The 23,798-nt window shown below is 38.6% G+C and carries 17 protein-coding genes; 15 read left to right on the forward strand and 2 right to left on the reverse strand.

Going from position 1 to position 23,798, the window contains the following annotated elements:
- Window positions 1-105 precede the first annotated feature (105 nt).
- The 15 genes from FBD94_RS03570 to FBD94_RS03640 all read left to right on the forward strand — a co-directional run bounded on the left by FBD94_RS03570 (window position 106) and on the right by FBD94_RS03640 (window position 20,287).
- Entirely contained in the window at window positions 106-1,122 is a 1,017-nt protein-coding gene (locus FBD94_RS03570; protein ID WP_136879081.1) for a phosphodiester glycosidase family protein, read from the forward strand.
- A 39-nt stretch (window positions 1,123-1,161) separates the two neighbouring features.
- Window positions 1,162-3,039, forward strand: a complete 1,878-nt coding sequence (locus FBD94_RS03575) for an FAD-dependent oxidoreductase (protein WP_235884360.1) — start codon at window positions 1,162-1,164, stop codon at window positions 3,037-3,039.
- A 34-nt stretch (window positions 3,040-3,073) separates the two neighbouring features.
- On the forward strand, window positions 3,074-6,262 hold the full coding sequence (locus FBD94_RS03580; protein WP_131609772.1) for a SusC/RagA family TonB-linked outer membrane protein: 3,189 nt from the start codon (window positions 3,074-3,076) through the stop codon (window positions 6,260-6,262).
- Between the two features lie 17 nt (window positions 6,263-6,279).
- Window positions 6,280-8,079 (forward strand): RagB/SusD family nutrient uptake outer membrane protein, encoded by a 1,800-nt coding sequence (locus tag FBD94_RS03585; RefSeq protein WP_131609773.1) that lies wholly within the window; start codon window positions 6,280-6,282, stop codon window positions 8,077-8,079.
- Window positions 8,080-8,115: 36 nt separating this feature from the next.
- Window positions 8,116-9,042: a DUF5017 domain-containing protein gene (locus FBD94_RS03590; protein WP_136879083.1), complete on the forward strand. Its 927-nt coding sequence runs from the start codon at window positions 8,116-8,118 to the stop codon at window positions 9,040-9,042.
- 30 nt (window positions 9,043-9,072) lie between these two features.
- On the forward strand, window positions 9,073-10,467 hold the full coding sequence (locus FBD94_RS03595) for a DUF5009 domain-containing protein (RefSeq protein ID WP_136879085.1): 1,395 nt from the start codon (window positions 9,073-9,075) through the stop codon (window positions 10,465-10,467).
- Window positions 10,468-10,502: 35 nt separating this feature from the next.
- Window positions 10,503-11,816, forward strand: a complete 1,314-nt coding sequence (locus tag FBD94_RS03600) for an MFS transporter (protein ID WP_225874732.1) — start codon at window positions 10,503-10,505, stop codon at window positions 11,814-11,816.
- A 33-nt stretch (window positions 11,817-11,849) separates the two neighbouring features.
- A complete protein-coding gene (locus FBD94_RS03605) occupies window positions 11,850-12,524 on the forward strand; it encodes a GDSL-type esterase/lipase family protein (protein ID WP_136879087.1) in 675 nt (224 codons plus the stop codon).
- Between the two features lies 1 nt (window position 12,525).
- Entirely contained in the window at window positions 12,526-13,218 is a 693-nt protein-coding gene (locus FBD94_RS03610; protein WP_165503612.1) for a GDSL-type esterase/lipase family protein, read from the forward strand.
- Window positions 13,215-14,150, forward strand: coding sequence for a DUF4434 domain-containing protein (locus FBD94_RS03615; protein WP_136879089.1), 936 nt, complete (start codon window positions 13,215-13,217; stop codon window positions 14,148-14,150). Before FBD94_RS03610 ends, FBD94_RS03615 begins: the two co-directional genes overlap by 4 nt.
- An 8-nt stretch (window positions 14,151-14,158) precedes the next feature.
- Complete coding sequence (locus FBD94_RS03620; protein ID WP_136879090.1) at window positions 14,159-15,379, forward strand: AGE family epimerase/isomerase; 1,221 nt, start codon at window positions 14,159-14,161, stop codon at window positions 15,377-15,379.
- Window positions 15,380-15,463: 84 nt separating this feature from the next.
- Window positions 15,464-16,345 carry a hypothetical protein gene (locus FBD94_RS03625; protein ID WP_131609778.1) on the forward strand — a complete coding sequence of 294 codons (882 nt, stop codon included), beginning with the start codon at window positions 15,464-15,466 and terminating at the stop codon, window positions 16,343-16,345.
- Window positions 16,346-16,433: 88 nt separating this feature from the next.
- Entirely contained in the window at window positions 16,434-18,596 is a 2,163-nt protein-coding gene (locus FBD94_RS03630) for a S46 family peptidase (RefSeq protein WP_131609779.1), read from the forward strand.
- Between the two features lie 190 nt (window positions 18,597-18,786).
- The gene (locus FBD94_RS03635; protein WP_235884361.1) at window positions 18,787-19,254 is read left to right on the forward strand and encodes a VOC family protein; all 468 of its coding nucleotides are present in this window, start codon (window positions 18,787-18,789) and stop codon (window positions 19,252-19,254) included.
- Window positions 19,255-19,345: 91 nt separating this feature from the next.
- Window positions 19,346-20,287: an SGNH/GDSL hydrolase family protein gene (locus FBD94_RS03640; protein ID WP_136879092.1), complete on the forward strand. Its 942-nt coding sequence runs from the start codon at window positions 19,346-19,348 to the stop codon at window positions 20,285-20,287.
- 24 nt (window positions 20,288-20,311) lie between these two features.
- Here the strand turns inward: FBD94_RS03640 and FBD94_RS03645 are convergent, their stop codons facing one another.
- Window positions 20,312-21,493 carry an AIR synthase related protein gene (locus FBD94_RS03645; protein ID WP_136879093.1) on the reverse strand — a complete coding sequence of 394 codons (1,182 nt, stop codon included), beginning with the start codon at window positions 21,491-21,493 and terminating at the stop codon, window positions 20,312-20,314.
- 87 nt (window positions 21,494-21,580) lie between these two features.
- Window positions 21,581-23,767, reverse strand: coding sequence for a glutamine synthetase III family protein (locus FBD94_RS03650; protein ID WP_131609782.1), 2,187 nt, complete (start codon window positions 23,765-23,767; stop codon window positions 21,581-21,583).
- Between the last annotated feature and the right edge of the window lie 31 nt (window positions 23,768-23,798).

Raw genomic sequence — 23,798 nt, forward strand, 5'->3', positions numbered from 1 at the left:
TGAATGGCTTCTTTACGGTGTGTTTAAAAATAAATTAATAAAACAATTGAATTGTTTTTAATTTATTTAATAAAGTTATTATATTTACTGAATAACCAAACCGTTATGAACATAAAACTTAACCTTGCTATTATTCTTGTGTCGGCGGGAGCTTTATTGTCTTCCTGCAGTAAATCTAAAGAGGGGAAATTTCATCCTGACAAACCTTTGGTTGATTCAACGCCTTTGGTTACTTTATCGTCCAGCTGGAAAAAGGCAGTCTATTTAATGGATAATTTTCCTAACGGAATACAGATTTATGTAAATACTACCCCAATTAATGCGAAGTCAATTTCTGCTTACGCTGTTATTTTTGATCCGAAGGCTGATTTAGAGTTGAAGCCGGTAATGGCTGCTGCGGAGAAAACAGTAACAGGTTTTTATAATGATGAAGTTGGAACTAAGTATGCTTCTATAAACGGTGGTTTTTTTGGGAGCGCAAATGCTTCTTATAGTTTGGCGATGTATAATAATGTGGTGAGCGCTATTAATATTAAATCTCTGTCGCGATCTTACAATTCAGTTAATACAACTTACTATCCGACCAGAGCCGCATTTGGTATCTCGGCTGCGGGTGTGCCTGATGTAACCTGGATTTATCACGTTGGGACAGGAAATGGAACAATATTTTCTTATCCTTCCCCTGCTTTAAATTTATTAAATACTGCACCTTTACCTGTGCCTACGGCAATATTGCCTGCTGTTGGAAAAGTATGGGATGTTAAATCTGCCATTGGTGGATCTCCAATGCTGATTAAAGATGATAAAATAAATATAACGGATGCTGAAGAGTTGATTGTTATAGATAATACTTCTTCGCGCGCAAGGTCGGCTATAGGTTATACTAAAAATAACAAGATTATTATATTAGCAGTTGAAGGTGGGAATACTGCTGCTGGTATTCCGGGGGTAAACCTGGCAGAACTTGCACAGATGATGAAAGATATGGGATGTGTAGGTGCGATAAACCTTGATGGTGGTGGCTCTACTGCTTTAACTGTAAATGGAAAACAGACCGTTAAACCTTCTGATGGATCGGAAAGAAAAGTTGTGACTGCATTGATCGTTAAAGAAAAAATCTAATTGCTTAAATTTTTATAAAACAAATTACTTACTGTTAAAATGATTGGATCAGGATTTATGAGGGGATTTTTATTTGCTTTTTTATTCTTTTTTGCGACTATTTCCGTTTCGGCTAAAGAATATGAGACGCAGTTACTGGTGATAGGTGGTGGTGCAAGTGGGACTACTGCTGCAGTACAGGCATCAAGAATGGGTGTAAAAACTTTAGTTATTGAAGAAACCGAGTGGTTAGGCGGAATGTTAACTGCTGCAGGGGTAGCTGCTATAGATGGTAATCATCAAATGCCTTCGGGTTTATGGGGAGAGTTTAGGCAGAAGCTATATGACTATTACGGTGGACCAAAGGCTGTAGAGACTGGATGGGTAAGCAACACCTTATTTGAACCCTCAATAGGAAATAAAAAACTCAAAGAATTAGCTGTAAATCCTAATCTAACCATTTGGTATAAAACAGAATGGAAGAATATTACCCGCAAAGGAAATAAATGGACTGTAGAAACCTATGTGAAAGGAAAGCGTACGGTAGTAACTGCTGATTTAATTATTGATGCAACCGAATTGGGGGACGTAATGGGTTTTCTTAAAATCCCTTATCGTGTAGGTATGGATAGTAGGTTTGATACTGGTGAGTCTTTTGCTCCAGAAAAGGCCAACAACATTATTCAGGATTTAACCTATGTAGTGGTGCTTAAGGATTATGGTAAAGATGCTGATAAGACAATCGCTAAGCCCATTGGATATGATCCAAAGGAATTTGACTGTTGCTGCGACGTTACTGATCCTTCGGCTGATGCCAGTCATAAACGATCTATAGATTGTAACCAGATGATCACTTATGGGAAGCTTCCGAATAATAAATACATGATCAACTGGCCTAAATGTGGAAATGATATTTATTTGAATATCATTGAACTGAGTAAAAAGGACAGAGAAGCTGCACTTAGAGAAGCTAAGTTGCATAGTCTGAGGTTTATTTATCACCTGCAAACAAAACTTGGCTTTAAGCATTTGGGGATTGCCAATGATGAATTTCCTACAGCCGACAATTTGCCGATGATCGCTTACCACAGGGAAGCAAGAAGATTAGATGGTAAAGTTACTTTAACTGTTAATGATATTGCTGCACCTTATCAGCAAAAAACTAACCTATACCGCACCGGGATTGCAATTGGTGATTATCCGATAGATCACCATCACTTAAAGAATCCTGAAGCTCCCCAAATTGATTTTATAAATATCAAAGTACCTGCTTATAATATACCACTTGGCTCATTGATTCCTAAAAATGCAGATGGAATTATTGTTGCTGAAAAAAGTGTTAGTGTAACCAATATTGTTGCTGGCGCAAGCAGGTTGCAGCCAGTGGTATTAACTATTGGTCAGGCCGCAGGTGCATTGGCAGCTGTAGCTATTAAGAACAATCTGCAGCCTGCTCAGGTGAATATCCGTGAGGTGCAGGCCGCTTTGTTGGAAAGTAAAGCTTACATCATGCCTTTTATAGATGTGAAACCCGAGGATAAGAATTTTGTAGCGATGCAAAAGATTGGTGCTACGGGGATTTTAAAAGGAACAGGTATTCCTTATAAATGGGCTAACCAAACCTGGTTTTATCCGGAGCAGCCCATTAATGAATATACCTTGGTAGAAGGTGTTAAATCTTTTTACCCAATAATCGCTGATCAGTCTCCTTCGGGGAAACTGGTAAATCCAGCTTTCGCTGCAAAGTTATTGTCGTCGGTTTCTAAAAAGAAAATAGACCTTTCTGAGATTTCGAAAGTAGTAAATGAACGTATTGCTAAACAAGAAGTAAACGGGGAAACTGTTTTATCAAGAAGGATGCTTTCTGTTCTGATAGATCACTTCTTAAATCCATTTGCTCAGGAAATTGATTTTAACGGATTAACGAAACTCAAATAAACTTAACGTATTATAAATCTAACCAATTAACAGTATGCAACAAATTTTTACTAAAAAGAAGGAATGGCTCTTCAGTGGGATAAGCCTAATCCTTTTCATGTGCATTTCTATGACGTCGTTGGCGCAGACCCGAACGGTTACCGGTGTGGTGACCGATTTGAAAGGTGATCCACTTGTTGGAGTGATCATTCAATTAAAAGGAACTAAAACAACGGCCAACAGTTCTGCAACTGGTAGCTTTTCGATAAAAGTACCAGAAGGCAGCCAAACACTTGTATTCAGGTATATTGGTTATGAAGACAAAGAAGCTGTCGTTAACCAGAATACAACGGTTAAAGTCGCACTAAGAGAGTCCGTGTCCCAGTTAAATGACGTGGTGGTGATAGGGTATGGTACAGCCACAAGGAAAGATTTAACAGGATCTGTTGGAACGGTAAGTATTGCCGATTTGCAAAAAGCTCCGGTTAAATCATTCGATGAGGCTTTGGCTGGCCGGGTTGCGGGGGTTCAGGTTACTTCAAGTGAAGGCCAACCAGGATCGCCAATTGAGATTACCATCAGGGGTAATAACTCTATTACACAACTCAATTATCCATTGGTAGTTATAGATGGTTTTCCTATGGAGGATCCAAACAATAGCGTGGTTAATCCTTTGAATACACTTGATCCGAATGAAATTGAGTCAATCGACATCCTTAAAGATGCATCTGCTACTGCGATTTATGGTGCCAGAGGATCTAATGGGGTAGTTATTGTGACTACTAAAAGAGGGAAGTTGGGTGCTCCTGTAATTACTTATAATGGATACTATGGCCTTCAGGAAAATAACAAAAGAATGCCGGTGTTGAGTCCCTACGAGTTTGTTAAATTACAAGATGAGATTGATCCAGTAAAAACAAAAGCGCTTTATTTTAAAGAAGGTAGAAACCTGGATAGCTATAAAGATGTTACGGGTATAAATTGGGAAGATGAAGTGACACGTGTTGCACCTATGCAAAATCATTACCTCTCCTTAGCTGGTGGTACGGCTAAAACAAAATATAGTGTTTCTTTATCACATGTTGGACAAGATGGTATTATTCTGAATTCAGGATTTAAACGCACGCAGGGTAAAGTTAGCTTAGATCAGGAAGTATCTGATAAACTTAAAGTTGGTATCAATGCCACTTACGCGGATATTTTAACCTATGGTAGCCCAACTTCTACGGGTAATTATAGCAATGAGTTGAATATGCTATTTAGTGTATGGGCTTTCAGACCGGTTGCGGTTAATCCTAACGTTGATCTTTTAGACCTTGCAACTGACCCTGAGGTGGAGCAGGCAAGTAATTTTACGTTTAATCCAGTGCTAACAGCAAAAAATGAACTTCGCGAAAATTATGGTACTAATATTACTGCCAATGGTTACCTGGAATATACCATTCTGAAAGAGTTGAAGTTTAAATCAACCGGCTCTTTCAATAGAGGGATAAGAAGGGCAGATGTATTTAACGGACCACAATCCAGAAGTGCTGCAATAGGTAACTACTTTATTAATGGAAGTCAAACTCATTACAATTCACGTACCTGGCAAAATGCGAATACCTTAACTTATGCTAAAAGGCTAAACAAATCTCATTATTTTGATGTAATGGCGGGTTTATCTTTTGAAGCAGGAGAAAATTCGGGTTTCGGAGCTTCGGCAATGCTTGTGCCTAGTGAAAGTTTAGGTTTAAGTGGCCTGGATGAAGGAACCCCATTGGGAATTAGTTCTGTTAGTTCTAAGTATACGATGGCTTCTTTTTTAAGTCGCGCCAACTATAAATTATTAGATCGCTATGTATTTACAGCGACGTTTAGAGCAGATGGATCTTCAAGGTTTATTGGTGATAATAAATGGGGATATTTCCCATCAGCAGGTTTTGCATGGCAAATTAATAATGAATCTTTTGCAAAAAATATTAAATACCTATCTAATGCCAAGTTAAGAACATCATGGGGTAGAACCGGAAATAATCAGGTATCGAATTTTTCTGTTTATCCAGGTTTAACTTATGTAAATACTGATGCTTCTAATCCGCTCAATAACAATTCTGGTTATATGTTTAATAACAATGACGGCAGGGGGGTAGTTTATACAAGTCTTGGGAATCCAATTTTAAAGTGGGAAACAACGGAGCAAACGAACATAGGGTTAGACTTAGGTTTTTTTAACGAACGTTTAACTTTTGTATTTGATTTGTATCGTAAAAGGACTTACGATCTGTTGTTGAATGCTAACTTACCACCGGTAACAGGATATAGTAGAGCCATAAAAAATATCGGTTCTACAGAAAATAAAGGATTAGAAATTACGATTGGCGTTACTCCGGTTCAAAATAAAGATTTTACATGGAACTCTTCATTTAACATCGCCTTTAACAGGAATAAAATACTTGGTTTAAGTGAAAACCAACTTCAGTTAACTACAAGCCAAAGCTGGGGAGATGACTGGAAGAACATTCCTGGTTATGTAGCAAAAATAGGTAGTCCAATTGCGCAGTTCTACGGATTAATTTTTGATGGGGTATATAATTATGATGATTTTATTAAAGTAGGGGAAGCATATACCTTAAAAGAAAATATTACCGCACATGGAGGAGCAAGATCCAGCATAAAACCCGGTGATGTAAAGTATAAAGACTTGGATGGCGATCTTCAGATTACTGAAAAAGATAAAACCGTAATTGGAAGTCCTTATGCTAAGTACACAGGTGGTTTAAGTAATAACTTTACTTATAAAGGCTTTGATTTGAATGTGTTTTTCCAATGGTCATATGGTAATGATATTATCAATGCGAATAGAATATTGTTCGAATCTTCTTATAAATATGGATACAATCAGTATGCAACTTATGCTGATAGGTGGACTCCTGAAAATCCTACTTCTGATATTCCTGGAGTTGCTATGGGACGCGGAGGTTCTTTAAAAGCTTATTCGACAAGAACGATAGAAGATGGATCATTCATTAGGCTAAAGACTGTTGCATTAGGCTATAAAGTGCCGACAGATCTTTTGAAAAAATCAAAAGTATTTAAAACTGCAAGAGTTTATGTATCTGCACAGAATTTGTACACCTGGACAAATTACTCGGGTTACGATCCTGAAGTTTCTGTTCGGAATAGTGCTTTGACCCCAGGGTTTGATTACTCTGCTTATCCTAGAGCACGTACAATTACTTTTGGAATCAATACTACTTTTTAACAACGAAATTATAAGTTATGAAACGTATTTTATATAGCATAATGATAGCGGGATTGGTCTTAACTTCTTCGTCTTGCAAGAAGTTTTTAAGTCCTGCACCAACAGATTTTTTAGCACCAGAGGGCTTTTTTAGAAATGAAACAGATGTTAATGCAGCTGTAACAGGTATTTATGACATTCTTGGTAAATCATCTACATATGGCAGAAACCTCTTTTTTGAGATGGATGTAGCAGATGAAGGTTTTATTGCATTGTCGACCTGGACCCAAGACATAGGTTTATACAATTATAATCCATCTGATACTAAATTAACAGATACATGGACGGCCCTTTATAATGGAATCAATAGGGCAAATATGTTGATTGAAAATATTGACAAGGCTGATATGGATAAGAAGAAAAAAGACGTAGCGCTTGGTGAAGCTATTTTCTTAAGGGCTTACTATTATTTTCTATTGACCAATAATTATGGTAACGTGCCTTTGAAATTAAAATCAACAAAAACTGTGTTTGAAGTTAACTTTGCCAATACGCCTTATAAAACCATTTACCAATACATTGTTAGTGATATGGAAAAAGCAGCGGAGTTGGTAAATCCAATAGGTGCTTATACTTATGGAAGTAGGGTAACAAAATCAGTTGTTTATGGTATGTTGGCCAGGGTAAATCTGAAAATGGCTGGTGCGCCGCTTAATGATGTTTCGCGTTATGCTGAAGTCGTAAAGTGGGCCCAGAAAGTGCAACTAGAAGGACATTCACTTAATCCAGACTACAAACAAGTTTTCATCAATATGTGTCAGGATAAATATGATACTAAAGAAGTGATTTGGGAAGTAGAGTTCGGTAAAAGAAATCGTACACAAGAAGAAGAAGGTTCTGTTGGTTCGATAAATGGTATTGCGGCAAACGCAGAAATTGGCTATAGCTATGGTGCGCGACACACGACAAATAGCTATTTTAAATCATTTGATGCCGATGACTTGAGAAGAGATTGGAGCATTGCGCCTTTTGGGTATAACGCTACTGTTCCAGGTGGAAAGGTGGCTTTTGCACCGACGTTAATCTATAATCGTTGTGATGGTAAATGGAGACGAGAGTACGAAACTGCATTACCAAAATTTGTTGGAACATCTTCGATAAACTTTCCGTTGTTACGTTATTCCGATGTACTCTTAATGCTTGCAGAGGCTGAAAATGAGTTGAATGGCCCGACGCAGATTGCTGTAGATGCAGTAAATGAAGTTAAACGTCGTGCACATGGGAAATCACTTGTTGGTGAGGTGGTTAAATCAGTAACGATAACCAATGGTGGAGCTTATACTGTTGCTCCAGCTGTTGTTTTCACAGGTGGTGGTGGTTCAGGTGCTGCAGCAACAGCAGTTGTTGCAGCTGGAAAGATTTCGGCAATATATATGATTAGCGCTGGTTCAGGTTATACCAGTGCACCAACAATAACCTTAGATGGAGCAGGGACAGGAGCAGTTTTAACCGCTGTTTTGAGTAAAAATGCAATTACTAATTATGATGTAACCACTGCGGAGAAAGCTTCTAAGGATGATTTAAGGCCGGTAATCAGAAAAGAAAGATCATTAGAGTTGGGCTTTGAAGGACTTCGACGTTTTGATTTGGTTCGTTGGGGACAGTTTTACTCGGCTATGAAAGCCAGTGAGAATGACATCAAAACGACAGCGCCGTCTGACTATCTTACTTATGCTGCTAAATCAGCTCAGAATGTTTCGCTGAGGGATACTTTATTCGCTATTCCTGCAGCAGAGATTAGCGTCAACGGCGCGATTATTCAAAATAAAGGATGGTAATTGGACTTATAATTTTAATTTATAAAAGCAAATAAGATGAATAAGCTAAAATATATACTAGGCGTTTTAATATTGCCTATCATGGTAGCCTGTCAAAAAACTGAACCGGTAAAACCAACATTTGATGTAAGCATTGCAAAACAAGATTATAAAGTAGGTGATACGGTCCTATTCTCGATAAGAGGGTATGCCGATCTTATCTCTTTCTACTCTGGAGAGCAGGGAAAGGAATATCGTTTCAAAGATAGAATTGAGGCAGGGGATACAAAGTTGAAACTTAATATAAGTACACAGACACTTTATGCAACTCAAAGAAATAACCTGAGTTTGATGTACTCTACAGATTTTAATAGTTCTTACACAACTGCAGGTGTCAGAGCGGCTACATGGACAGATATCACAAGTCGATTTACCTTAGCTTCGGATGCAGTTCCACTTGCAAATTCTGTAGTTACTGTTTCTGGCGAGGTGGATCTTTCTGATCTTCCTGTTTCAAATACTCCAATCTATTTTGCATTTAGATTTTTAGGGCAGCCAAGTGCAACGCCAGGACTAGGTGCAAGAACATGGCGTATTCCTGTTTTTGATCTTTATAATGTAGATGCAAAAACAAGTGTAAGAAGGGCTACTATTGCAAGTGTTACAACTGCAGGTTGGTTAGGTGTGGATATTGAGAATCCGGTAAATAAATGGACGATACAAAGTGGTACACCATTCTTGTTTTTTGCTCCGGCAAGTACACTTTTGGCTACTGAGGATTGGGCTGTGAGCGCTGCTCTATTCCCAAATGCAGCAGTTCCTGATGTTGGCGTTGGTATTAAGGATTACCTAAAGCCGATGAGTGATTACAAGTATGCATTCACGAAAGAAGGTACATATACGATCACATTTGTCGGTAAAAATGTGAATAACCGTGGTGAAGAGGCTGTAGTTAAAACATTAACTATTGTAGTTTCAAAATAGAATGTACACAAATGAGCGCGCTTTAATAGTATGAAAAAAAGAGAAGAAGCTTTAGATGCGCTTAGGGGCTTGGCGATATTGCTGATGGTTTTATCGAGTAGTATCTCCTTTGGAGTTTTACCTGCCTGGATGTACCATGCGCAGGTGCCACCACCTTATCATGTTTTTAAGCCAGAACTCCCAGGGATAACCTGGGTAGATTTGGTATTTCCGTTTTTCCTGTTTACCATGGGAGCTGCTATCCCACTGGCGCTACAAAAAAAGCTGGGGGAGCAATCTGTTTTTAAAACTGCGGGACAATTGGTTCAGCGTTACCTCTTATTGGTTGTATTTGCTTTGTTCACCTTTTATGCACGTGCCTGGGTAATGAGCGCTACAGCAGGATGGAAGGAATATTTACTGTCTATCGGCTGTTTCTTTGTGCTTTTCCTGATGTACGCCCGTTTTAACAATTTAAACAATAAGGCGATTTCATGGGGTATTAAAATTGTTGGTTTCGCTTTGGCTGCCGCGTTTTTAATGTTTTATCCCTTTAAAAATGGATTTAGCTTAAGCTCCAGCGATATCATCATTGTTGTATTGGCCAATATGGCATTTTTTGGAACATTGATCTGGTGGCTTACCCGCAATCAACCCTTGTTGAGAATTGGTATTCTACCCTTGTTAATGGCGATACTATTAACGGCTAAGGATGCCGGAACATGGAATAGTGCCTTTTTTAACTGGTCGCCCTTACCTTGGATGTATAAAGTGTATTACCTTAAATATTTGTTTATTGTATTGCCAGGTACATTTGCAGGGGAGTGGTTGCTGAATAGAAGTGCTTCGCCAATTCAGGATTTGATGGCAGGCGCTAAAGCAAAGCTATTAAGCGCAGGTGCCTTATGCTGGGTGTTGCTGATCTGTAATGTAGTGTGCTTATATATGCGCTGGTTAGTACCCAATTTATTAATTACGGGAGCTGTATCACTGTTATTGCTGCAACAATTAAAAACGTTAAATGAAGGAAGCGATAAAACCTTGTTCACTAAGTTTGCAAATGTTGGTATTTACCTGCTCATTTTAGGTTTGTTTTTCGAAGCATTTGAAGGTGGGATTAAAAAGGATATCTCCACTTTTAGTTATTATTTTGTGAATACTGGCTTGGCTTTTTTGGTATTGCTGTCATTCACCATTTTTGAAAGACTGGGTTATTTCTCTGCTATCATTACTTTTTTAGGTAATAATGGTAAAAATCCAATGGTTGCTTATACGGCTGGAAACTTATTACTGATCCCTTTATTAAAGCTTACTGGTACTGAGGTATATTTGGATAGCGTAGCTAATTTACCTGCAGGAGGATTCTTGAGAGGCTTAATATTTACCGGAGTGGTATCCTTAGTTACCTTGTATTGCACACGTGCTAAATTATTCTGGAAAACATAATCGACCAAAAACAATCATATAAAACCAACAATATTGTGTCAAAATTGAATAAGAAAACGATAAACCCCATCTTTTGGATACCAACAACCTGGTTTGCCATGGGATTGCCATTTGTTGCATTATCAGGAGCAAGCTCCATCATGTATAAAAACATGGGGATATCTGATACGCAAATTGCCTTCTGGACCTCGCTAATTATGTTTCCATGGACGATAAAACCGCTTTGGGGACCATTTTTAGAGATGTATAAAACAAAGAAGTTTTTCGTTTATACCACTCAAATTTTTACGGGTTTACTGTTTGGCCTTTTGGCGCTAACCTTACAGATGGACCATTTTTTCAGTTTCTCTATTGCTGTTTTAACGATCATTGCCATTAGTGGTTCTACTCATGATACGGCCGCGGATGGGGTGTATTTAAATGAATTGACTCCAAAGCTTCAAGCTAAATTTGTAGGTTGGCAAGGTGCTTTTTACAACATTGCTAAGGTTTTATCTGGTGGTGTTTTGGTGTACATGGCGGGGCAGTTGGAAAAGGAAATCGGTATTCATAATGCCTGGATGGTGGTGATGTTTGCCTACGGGATTATTATGGTGTTGCTCGGTCTATACAATATGAGGGTGCTTCCTTCAGGAAATGAAGCAAAGCAGGTAAGCTCCGTTAAAGAAGGCTTTGCTACTTTGAAAGATGTAATCATTACCTTTTTTCAGAAAAAGAACATATGGTTTAGCTTGTGTTTCATTGTCTTCTATCGTTTCGCCGAAGGACAGGCCATTAAGATTGTTCCTCTATTTTTTAAAGCATCCCGGGAATCCGGTGGATTAGGTTTAACGACCTCAGAAATTGGTTTGCTCTATGGTGTTTTTGGATCAATAGCTTTCGTGTTGGGCTCCATCGTTGCCGGTTACTATGTTTCAAATAAAGGTTTGACTAAAAAAACGCTACTTATTTTATGTGCCTTTTTTAACCTGCCATTTGCAGCATATGCTTTCCTGGCAGTAGCGATGCCTCAGGAATTATACATCATCGCATCTGCGGTGGCGATAGAGTATTTTGGTTACGGTTACGGCTTTGTTGGTTTGATCTTGTTTATGATGCAGAATATTGCCCCTGGTAAATATAAAATGGCGCATTATGCTTTTGGAAGTGGTTTAATGAATTTAGGTTTTATGATCCCTTCGATGATCAGTGGTTTGCTAAGTGATTATTTAGGTTATAAGGAGTTTTTTATCTGGGTATTGATTGCTACAATTCCAGCCTTTCTGGTGACCTGGTTAGTACCACTGATGCCAGCACAAAGTGAATCTGAAGAAGAAGAAAGTAAAATTATAGAAGAAGCTATCACTTAAAATAGCGGCATAATTAATTTAAAGATGTTTATAATGAAGAGACTTTTGATTGGAACATTACTCGCATTGCCCTTTTATGGTACTGCACAAGTGCAAGCTGTAGTAGACAGCAGTTATGCCAATGGCCATTATTTACAAAGACTGGAGTTTTTTAAAAAGATGCCTAATCAAAAAAATGAAATTGTTTTTCTAGGCAACAGCATTACCGAAGGGGGGAAATGGCAGGAGCTTATTCCGAATAAGCATGTGGTGAATAGAGGGATTAGTGGTGATGTTACTTATGGTGTAATCGCCAGGATGGATGAGGTGCTGGCGGCCAAACCTGCCAGGATTTTCATCCTGATCGGTATCAATGATATGAAGCGTGGAACGCCACAGGAGGTTATCTTAAACAATTACAGGAAGATCATCCGTATGGTTAAAACACAATCGCCGGCTACAAAAATTTATGTAGAAAGTATATTGCCAGTAAATAAGGCGATGCTGCCTGCAACTTATGCTAAATTATCTAATCCAGCTATCCTGGAAATGAACAATCAGCTAAAGGCCATCTGTGGAGCGGAAAAACTGAATTATGTAAATCTACATGAGGTATTTGCAGGGCCTGATGGCGAATTGAAAAAGGAACTGAGCTTAGATGGTCTCCATTTAAGGTCGGCCGCCTATATCTTATGGGCTGATTATTTAAAGAAAATTCAAGCATTGTAATATGAATCGTATAAAAATATTTATGGCTACCTGTGTATTATTAGGTACCACAATGGTGGCAAATGCACAAAAAGAAGTTAAGGTTGACAGCAATTATGCCAATCCATATTACTTACAACGCATGGAGTATTTTAAAAAAATGCCTCATGTGAAGAACGAAATTGTATTTCTGGGCAATAGCATCACCGAGCGTGGAGAGTGGCAGGAGATCTTATCGGATAGTAAGTACCCGATTGTGAATCGTGGGATTGGTGGTGATAATTCATTTGGCATTTTAGCCCGTATGGATGAGGTGTTGACGACTAAGCCGAAAGCAATTTTCTTGATGGATGGGATAAACGATCTGTTTAGAAAATTGCCTTACGATGTAAGTATCAATAATTATAAAAGGATCATCAGGATGATCAAGGCTAAATCACCTAAGACAAAGATTTATATCGAAAGTGCTTTGCCTATAAATGAAGAAATGACCAAGGAACCATACACTAAGGGACGTAATGTGATGGTACCAGTACTGAATGCAAAGATTAAACAGCTGGCTAAGGAGGAGAAGGTTACTTATATCGATATAGTTCCTTTGTTTCAGGACGAAAAGGGGAATTTAAAAAAGGAGGTGACCATGGATGGTGTACACCTTAAAGCAAGTGCTTATATTGATTGGGTGGCTTATTTAAAAGAATTAAAATATTTATGAAGATAACAGGAACTTTTATAGACGAAATTTCGCACGATATTCCCCACCAAAACTGGGGTAGAGTAGAATGGGATAGAGATTTTGCGCACATGAAGTCTGTGGGAATTGATACTGTAATTATGATTAGGAGCGGCTACCGTCGCTTTATTACCTATCCTTCTGCTTACTTGCAGGATAGTTTTGGCTGTTATCATCCGCCGGTAGATTCTGTAGAGCTGTTTTTGCAGTTAGCTGATAAGTATAACATGAAGTTTTACTTTGGTTTATACGATAGTGGTAAATATTGGGATACGGGAAACCTTCAGCATGAAATAGATTCCAACCGTTATGTAATTGACGAGGTTTGGAAGCAATATGGACATTACAAGAGCTTTGGAGGTTGGTATTTGAGTATGGAGATCAGCCGTAGGACAAAGGGTGCTACAGAAGCTTTTAGAACGCTGGGTCAGCAATGTAAAGATGTGAGTGGCGGTTTGCCAACACTCATTTCGCCATGGATTGATGGTAAAAAGGCAGTGATGGCGGCTTCGTCTGAATTGACCAAACAGGATGCGGTTTCTTTGCAGGAACATGAAAAGGAGTGGGGGGAGATATTTGAAGGTATAAGTGGTGCTGTAGATGCGGTAGCCTTTCAGGATGGCCATATCGACTACCATGAGCTGGATGATTTTTTTGCCGTTAATAAAAAGATTGCGGATCAGTATGGGTTGCAATGCTGGACCAATGCGGAGAGTTTTGATAGGGATATGCCTATTAAGTTTCTACCGATAAAGTTCGAGAAGCTGCGCTTGAAACTGGAAGCCGCCAAAAGGGCCGGTTATGATAAGGCCATTACATTTGAATTTTCACATTTTATGAGTCCACAATCTGCATACTTGCAGGCGGGCCATTTATTTAACCGATATAAAGAATACCTAGGATTAACAATTTGATTGACGCGATGAAGAACTATAGTGAAATTTACGAGCAGGAATTAATAGATAACGTGATTCCCTTTTGGATGAAACATTCGAAAGATGAAGTGGCTGGGGGGTACTTTAACTGCCTGGACCGCGAAGGAAACGTGTTTGATACAGATAAATTTATGTGGCTTCAGGCCAGAGAAGTGTGGACTTTTGCCACGCTATATAATGAACAGGAAGCCAGACCTGAGTGGTTGGAAATGGCAAAACATGGTGCTGATTTTATAGAAAAGCATGGCCGTGATACTGAAGGAAATTGGTATTTTTCATTAGACCAGTCGGGTAAACCTTTGGTACAACCTTACAATATATTTTCTGACTGTTTTGCCACTATGGCTTTTGCAGCGCTTTACAAGGCTGATCCGCAGGAAAAATATGCGCAGATTGCTAAAGACACTTTTTATAATATTTTAAAGCGTCAGGCTAATCCGAAAGGAGATTACAATAAGGCTTATCCGGGAACACGCAATCTTAAAAACTTTGCCTTGCCGATGATCCTGAGTAATCTAGCACTCGAAATGGAGCATTTGTTAGATAAGAAAACTGTTGATGATTTGCTTAAAACAGTGATCCATGAAGTGATGGATGTTTTTTATCAAAAGGAGAGTGGCTTGATTCTGGAGAATGTAAATGTGGATGGTTCTTTTTCTGATTCTTTTGAGGGAAGATCAATCAATCCCGGACATACGATAGAGGCCATGTGGTTTATGATGGATCTTGGAGTTCGCTTAAATGACAAGCAGCTCATAGAAAAGGCTACTGGAATCGCCCTGCGTACACTTGATTATGGTTGGGATAAGGAGTTTGGTGGTATTTTCTATTTTATGGATATTAAAAATGCACCACAGCAGCAATTGGAATGGGATCAGAAGTTATGGTGGGTACACCTGGAAGCACTGGTTTGTATGGCTAAAGGCTATGAGTTGACAGGCAATGAGCAGTGCATGGAATGGTTTGAAAAGCTACATGATTATTCCTGGGACCGTTTCAGAGACCCAGAGCATGGTGAGTGGTTTGCTTATTTGAACAGAAGAGGTGAGGTGCTATTGCCTTTAAAAGGTGGTAAATGGAAATGTTGTTTTCATGTGCCAAGAGCTTTGTTTCAAGTGGCAAAATCATTTCGCAATATTAAAGTAAAAAATGACCGTTCTCCTCTGAGTCTGGAACCTTTTGCCCTGAAGGAGGGCAAAAATTCCTAGGCCTCTTCGGAGAAGGTAATTTTTCCTTTAAGCAGGGTGGCTAGGCATAATGCTTAGCCATTTTTTTTACACACAAATTTTATAATGATGAAGAATTTATTGTTAGGGTTGATCGTTACGCCGGTTTTTGCGTTATGTTATGTGAATTATCATCCGGCCGTTGAGGTTAGGGATGTTATTGGGGCCAAATCTTTTTTTGAGGATGAGGTAAAGCCAGATGGTGCTAAGCCTTGTTTTAATGGGGCATATTATAGGAAAGTAGTGTCTAGTAAGGATGTCTGGTTGGGGATAGCGGGGACTGTGGTGTTACCTAAGATCACATTCGATAAGGCGAGACGAAATGACCAAAAGCCGGGACAGTTTTTAGATAATCCATCTATTTATATGGGTGGGAGTATGAATGAACAGGAAACAGATGTAGGTATGACCTGGGCGGTGATTAGGGATGAAGAAGGGAAAGTTAGTGCAGAAAGAAAAGCATTTCGTCCGTTCTTTAGAAGAGCAGGATATCCGAAAACAGGGCAAAAGGATAGCTGGCAGGATGCACCAGCCCGAAAAGAATTTTATTGGTATCCGGGTGAAGAGGTGAGTATGTCGCTAAGGATTGTAGCTGCGGGTAAACTGAGGTTTGTGGTTGAAGGGGCCGGAAAACGTTTTGAAGCTGATTTTGAAAGTGATGGCTATCACATGAATGGGCTTGGAGAGTTTAAGCGGGTTAATGCCATTGATCAGGTTAGAAATGAAGGTAAACCAGCACAACCGACCAAGACGCATGTAGAAAATTCAACTTGGAAGGAAACAAAATTGTTTAGACTGGTGGATGGGAAGGTTGTATCGGTTCCGATGCATAAAGGTCGATTTACAGATATGCGTTGTCCGGATGGGAAGTATTTTAAAATCACTTCTAATAAGAAGGAGGAAAAGATAGGTGCTGAAACGATTAGCATCTATGGGGATGTGCGTTAATCTGATCAATATAATTGATACATCGAAGATGAGTACAATTGATTTATCATTATTAACTTTGCGCCAACACTAACTAATATATTATCATATGAAAAGAACAGTTTATCTGCTGTTGTGCGTAATGTTATTGTCTTTCGCCAATACGGTGAAAGCAGACGAAGGGATGTGGATCCCGATGCTAATAGGTAAGAACTATGAGCAAATGAAAAAGCAAGGTTTTAAGCTGACTGCTAAAGATCTATACAATGCAAATGGTTCCAGTTTAAAAGATGCAATTGTTCATTTTGGTGGCTTTTGTACAGGTGAGATTGTATCGGATAAAGGTTTGATCTTTACCAATCACCATTGTGGTTATGATGCGATAGCTTCTAATTCTACGCCTCAGAATAACATTTTAGATAATGGTTTCTATGCAAAGAACTATGGAGAAGAAAAACCTATTAGTGGCTTATTCGTCCGCTTTTTGCAAAGAATGGAAGACGTTACTGCTAAAGTTAACGAAGCAACTAAAGGATTAAGTGGCGCTGAAAAAGATGCTAAAATGACTGCCGTTTTTAATGAAATCGCTAAAGCTGCTACTACAGGTCCTACATTGGAAGCTAACGTAAAAGATTTTTATAAATCAAACCAGTTTATCCTTTTTGTTTATGAACGTTTTGATGATGTTCGTTTGGTAGGTACGCCGCCTCAAAACATCGGTAAATTTGGTGGCGATACTGATAACTGGGAATGGCCTCGTCAAACAGGTGATTTCTCTATATTCCGTGTGTATTCTTCAACAGGGAATCAACCAGCAAAATATAACGTTCAGAATGTTCCCTACAAACCTAAGAAGTTCCTTCCGGTTTCTATTAAGGGCGTGAAAAATGGCGACTTTGCTATGGTTTATGGTTACCCAGGTCGTACAGATAGATACTTAACTTCTTATGGCGTTGATTTGGCTACTGAGAAAGTGAGTCCTACTATCGTTAAACTTCGCGATATCCGCTTAAAAGCATGGAAAGCAGAAATGGATAAAGACGTAAGTCTGCGTTTAAAACTGTCTTCTAAATATGCGCAGATTGCAAATTACTGGAAATACTTTATTGGCCAAACTGAGCAGTTAAAACGCCTAAAAGTTGCTGATGCTAAAAGAACAGAGGAGAAATCCTTTACAGAATGGGCTTCCCAAAAAACTGAATTTGCTGGCTTAATGGAGCAATACGATCAGATTTACAAAGATATCGATCCTATTTCTGTACAACGTACTTACATCAATGAGGGCTTTAACGCTTCACAATGGGTTGCTAATGCCTCTGGTCTTGGAAAAGGGTTAATCAACTTTACGAAAAGTAAATATGATGCCGCAACATATAAACAGATTCAGGAAAACATGAATAATGCGGTAACAGCTTATCAGGAGACCTATAATGAAACTGCTGATAAGAAGATATTCGCGAAGATCCTTGCTTCATTCTATACTGATGTTCCTGTTAAATCGCAGCCTAAATTCTTTGCAGAAATTGCTGAGAAATATTGGACAGGAAATCCGGAAACTACTTTTGAGAAGTACGCAAACTTCCTTTGGGAGAATAGTAACTTCATTAAGCCTGAGAAATTGAAAGCATTTATTGCTTCTAATCCTTCAGCTGAGGCAGTAACTAGTGATCCAGGTTATCAGTATGCTTTAAATGTTATTCCTGCTGAATATGTTAAAACTAATTTCGGTTCATTGGTTGCAGATTTCGAAAAGAAAAAAGCAGAGCTGGATCATTTGTATTTGAAAGCAATTTTAGAAAAGAATTCGGGTAAGTTGATGTATCCGGATGCGAACTCTACCATGCGTCTTTCTTATGGAAATGTTCAGGATTACTCTCCAAAAGATGGTATTGTGTATAAAACCACGACTACAATTGATGGTATTATGCAGAAATATATTCCTGGTGACAGTGAATTTGATTTGCCTGCAAACCTGATTGAAAATTATAATAAAAAGAATTTCGGTCAGTATGGTAATGATGGTACTTTAACTGTTGGTTTTATTACTAATAATGACATTACTGGTGGTAACTCAGGTTCTCCGGTGATCAATGGCAATGGCGAATTGATCGGTCTTGCTTTTGATGGTAACTGGGAAGCAATGAGTGGTGATATTGCTTTTGATAAGAAATTTAAACGTACAATTAATGTTGATGTTCGCTATGTGCTTTGGTGCATTGATGTGTTGGGCGGAGCGAAGAATATTATTAATGAGTTGAAAATTATTAAATAGCTCAGAAAAAATAATTCCCCAAAAATAACCATTCTCTTCAAGAGCTGCATTAATCGCTGAAGGGCGAAGAACGCTGAGGCTCTTTCTGAGAAGGTGATTTTTGGGGAAAGCAGAGTGGCCAGGCAAGATTGTCTGGCCATTTTGTTTTTTGGTTATTTTTAAATGGTGATTATTTTTTAGATATTGGATTATGAAAGCATTTGTATTAACCGCATTATTAGCCATTACATTAACATCCTTTCAAAGCGCTATGGCACAAACAGAAAAGAAGAAGAACACTGTTGTTTTAAATCACATTGCAGTGTATGTTTCGGATTTAAAAACAGCAACAGATTTTTATCAAACAGTATTTGATTTGGAGATCATTCCTGAACCATTTAAGGATGGCAGGCATACTTGGTTTTCTATTGGAGCTGCGGGACATTTGCATTTGATTCAAGGTGCGAAAAGTAATGTGGTACATGAAAAGAATGATCATTTGTGTTTTAGTGTAGCTTCGATAGAAGAGTTTACTGCAAAGCTAAAGGCGGAGAAGATCAGTTATGAGAATTGGGCTGGTGCACAGAACACGGTTACCAATAGGGTAGATGGCATAAAGCAGATTTATTTTAAGGATCCTGATGGACACTGGCTGGAAGTCAATGACGACCATAAGTAATACGAAATAGCTAAGAGACTTGTACCAAAATCGCTGAATTAATAGCCAATTTTGAGGATTCTGAATGTGCTTAAATTGCTAATTTAGGAAGATGAAATCATTCGTTGCACTAAGGGTATTTGTGCTACTGGCCTTTCTGGGTTTAGTAGAGACTTCAAACGCCCAACCATTTTCTGTGGGCACTAAAAAAGTACTTTTTTTAGGTAATAGTATCACTTATAGCGGTCAATACATTACGGACATTGAAGCATATTGTACTATAAATTATCCGGATCAGAAAATAGAGTTTATCAATATGGGATTGCCTAGTGAAACGGTTGCAGGTTTATCCGAGCCAGGACATGCAGACGGTAAATTTCCCCGTCCGGATCTTCATGAGCGTTTGGATCGGGTAATGGCACTTGTTAAGCCAGATCTTGTTTTTGCATGCTACGGGATGAACGATGGGTTGTATATGCCTTTTGATGAGGGACGTTTTGCTAAATATAAAGAAGGGATCAATTGGTTACATGATAAGTATGTAAAGGCTGGGATTAGAATCATTCATGTTACACCGCCAATTTATGATGAGTTGAGAGGTGGAAGTAAAGGTTATGCAGCTGTGTTAGATCGGTATAGTGATTGGTTGCTGGCTCAGCGTAGCGCTGGTTGGGAAGTTGCAGATCTACATTATCCAATGAAGAAGTACCTGGAGGCACATAGGAAGGTGGATGCTGCTTTTAATATTGCTGGGTTTTATTTAGCCGCTGACGGTGTTCATCCTGCTGAAGTGGGACATTGGATCATGGCGAAGGCGTTGTTGCTTTACATGGGCGAAAAACAGGTTGTTTCGGGGATTGATGTGTTGGCCGTAATTAAGCATCCTAAAAAGGAAGAGCTGTTTAAGCTGGTTGCACAAAAGCAGTCGGTGATGAAAGATGCCTGGTTGACAGCTGCGGGGCATAAACGCCCAATGAAGGCGGGTCTACCACTGGAGGAAGCACAAAAAAAAGCTGCTGAAATTGATGAACAAATCAGCAGCTTAATGAAGTAATGTTTTATTAAGGGCGGCTTTTATTTAAAAGTAAGTGTAGTTCCCTTTTTCGCTATTTATAGTAACTTGTTTTTGAGCTGAGCTTTCAACGCGACCGATGATTTGCGCATCGATATTGAAGCTTTTAGAAATGGCAATAATAGCTTCGGCTATTTCGGCAGGAACATATAGCTCCATACGGTGACCCATATTAAACACCTTATACATTTCTTTCCAATCTGTACCAGATTGCTCCTGAATCAATTGAAATAGGGGCGGGACAGGGAATAGGTTATCTTTAATGATATGTACATCATTGTTTACAAAATGAAGCACCTTAGTTTGTGCACCACCACTACAATGTACAATACCGTGAATTTGGCTTCTATAATCTTCTAGCACCTTTTTAATTACCGGGGCATAAGTACGGGTAGGAGATAATACCAGTTTACCAGCAGTGATTTCTGTGTGTTCATCAATCTTAACTTTGTCAGTCAGTTTTTTGCCACCAGAAAATACCAGGTCAAAAGGTACAGCTGGGTCAAAGCTTTCCGGATAAGCATTAGCTACAGATTTATCAAATACATCATGGCGGGCAGATGTTAATCCGTTAGAGCCCATTCCACCATTATATTCTGACTCATAGGTCGCTTGTCCAGAAGAAGATAAACCAACAATTACGTCGCCAGCTTGTATATTGTCATTGCTGATAATTTTATCACGCTCAATACGACAAGTTACAGTAGAATCTACTATGATGGTACGTACTAAATCACCGACATCGGCAGTTTCGCCGCCTGTAGAATAGATAGAAATGCCTTGGGAACGTAGATCGGCAAGAATTTCTTCAGTACCATTGATGATGGCGGCAATTACTTCACCTGGAATCAGGTTTTTATTACGACCAATGGTTGATGACAATAGGATGTTATCCGTAGCACCAACACAAATCAAATCATCGATATTCATGATAATCGCATCCTGAGCAATACCTTTCCATACAGAAATGTCGCCAGTTTCTTTCCAATAAACATAGGCCAATGAAGATTTTGTACCCGCACCATCAGCGTGCATAATGTTGCAAAAAGCATCATCATTACCTAAAATATCGGGGATGATCTTACAGAAGGCCTGTGGAAAAATACCTTTATCTATGTTCTTGATGGCTTGGTGCACATCTTCTTTCGAGGCAGAAACGCCACGTTGGTTGTACCTGTTATCACTCATGTTGCTGCAAAGATAGAAAAAAATAACCCCTGCCAATTAAGACAGAGGTTATAAAACTAAAAAATAGTTAAAGTATTGAGGTTTGGTTTATTTTAAAAACAATAACTCTCTGAATTTAGGTAGAGGCCATACGCTGTCATCCACAATTTGCTCTAATTTATCGCAGTGGTAACGGATGGTGTCAAAGTGTGATTTAACCTTCTCATCGTAAGCAATTGCTTTTTCACGACTTTCTTCGATCGTGTTCACTTGTTTACGTTGCTCAAGCATTTCATCAATACTAGTTTTAACAACATTTAAGTGTGTCGATAACTTTTTGATGATCGCAAGAGGTGTAGCTAAAGCTTCTTCTCCTAAGCCAAGTTCTTTTAATCCTTTTGCGTTATTAATTAACGTGTTTTGGTAAGAAATAGCCGCAGGGATAATCATGCTGTTGGTAACGTCACCCATTACCCTTGCTTCGATTTGAAGTTTTTTGAAATAGCTTTCTAACAAGATTTCATGACGTGCATGTAATTCGCGTGGGTTAAATATATTTAGTTTACCAAATAACTCTGTAGTTTTCTCACTTACGTAAGCATCTAAAGCTTTAGGTGTAGTTTTGATGTTTGATAGACCGCGTTTTTCTGCTTCAGCAGCCCACTCATCGCTATAACCATTACCTTCAAAACGAATATCTTTAGATTCTTTGATATATCTTTTTAATACAGTTAATAAGGCAACATCTTTTTTCTCACCTTTTTTGATCAATTTATCTACTTCAATTTTGAATTTATTCAATTGATCAGCAACGATAGCATTTAAAACTGTCATCGGTGCAGAAGAGTTCTCAGAAGAACCAACCGCTCTTAATTCAAATTTATTTCCAGTGAAGGCAAAAGGAGAAGTACGGTTACGGTCAGTAGAATCGAAAGAAATCTGAGGGATTTTAGGGATACCTAACCATAAAGAATCTTCATTTTTTACTTTCTTGATGATACTTCTAGAAGATTCGATTTCGTCTAATACGTCTGCAAGTTGAGAACCAAGGAAGATAGAGATGATCGCTGGTGGAGCTTCGTTAGCACCTAAACGGTGATCGTTGCTTACCGAAGCAATACTTGCTCTCAATAAATCTGAATGCTCATGCACCGCTTTGATAGTGTTGATGAAGAACGTTAAGAACATCAGGTTGTTTTTAGGCGTTTTACCTGGTGATAATAAGTTCTTACCAGTATCAGTAATTAACGACCAGTTGTTGTGTTTACCTGATCCGTTGATACCAGCATATGGTTTCTCATGTAAAAGCACTTTAAAGTTATGTCTTAAAGCAACTTTTTCCATTAAGTCCATTAACAACTGATTGTGGTCAATTGCAAGGTTGATTTCTTCATAAATCGGCGCACATTCAAACTGAGAAGGGGCAACCTCATTGTGACGGGTTTTCAAAGGAATACCCAATTTTAAAGCTTCGTTTTCAAAGTCAACCATGTAAGTAAATACACGCTCAGGAATAGATCCGAAGTAATGATCTTCTAATTGTTGTCCTTTTGCAGACATGTGTCCGAATAATGTACGGCCAGTTAAAGCTAAATCCGGACGGGCATTGTATAATGCAAGGTCAACCAGGAAATATTCCTGCTCGATACCTAATGATGCACTAACTTTAGTGATGCTTTTATCAAAATACTGACAAACATCAACAGCTGCTTTATCCATAGCAGAAAGTGCTTTTAATAAAGGAGCTTTATAATCTAAGGCTTCGCCTGTGTAAGCAACAAAAACAGTTGGAATACAAAGTGTTTTACCTGCTTTGCTCTCCATGATGAAAGCTGGAGACGAAGGATCCCATGCAGTATAACCACGAGCTTCGAAAGTGTTACGAATACCACCATTAGGGAAACTTGAAGCATCCGGCTCTTGTTGAACTAATGCACTACCAGCAAATACTTCAATTGCACCATCACTACTTGGCTCAAAAAACGAGTCATGTTTCTCAGCAGTTGTGCCAGTTAATGGTTGAAACCAGTGGGTATAATGTGTAGCACCTTTGCTCATTGCCCAGCTTTTCATAGCTGTTGCGATGTGATTGGCATCTTCATGGTTAATTAATTCACCCTGTTCAATTGAGGAAATAAGTTTCTGAAATACTTCTTTTGATAAGTAATCTTTCATCTTTTTCTTATCAAAAACATTCACGCCAAAAAAATCAGAGATTTTAGTCGAAGGAGACTTTACTTCTGGTGAAATTCTTGATTGTGCCTCTTTTAATGCAATTGTTCTTAAGCTTTTCATCTATTTGTTTAAAGTTTGGTCAAAAATAGGT

Origin of the sequence: Pedobacter hiemivivus (genome assembly GCF_005144565.1) — a bacterium.
Lineage (GTDB): Bacteria > Bacteroidota > Bacteroidia > Sphingobacteriales > Sphingobacteriaceae > Pedobacter > Pedobacter hiemivivus.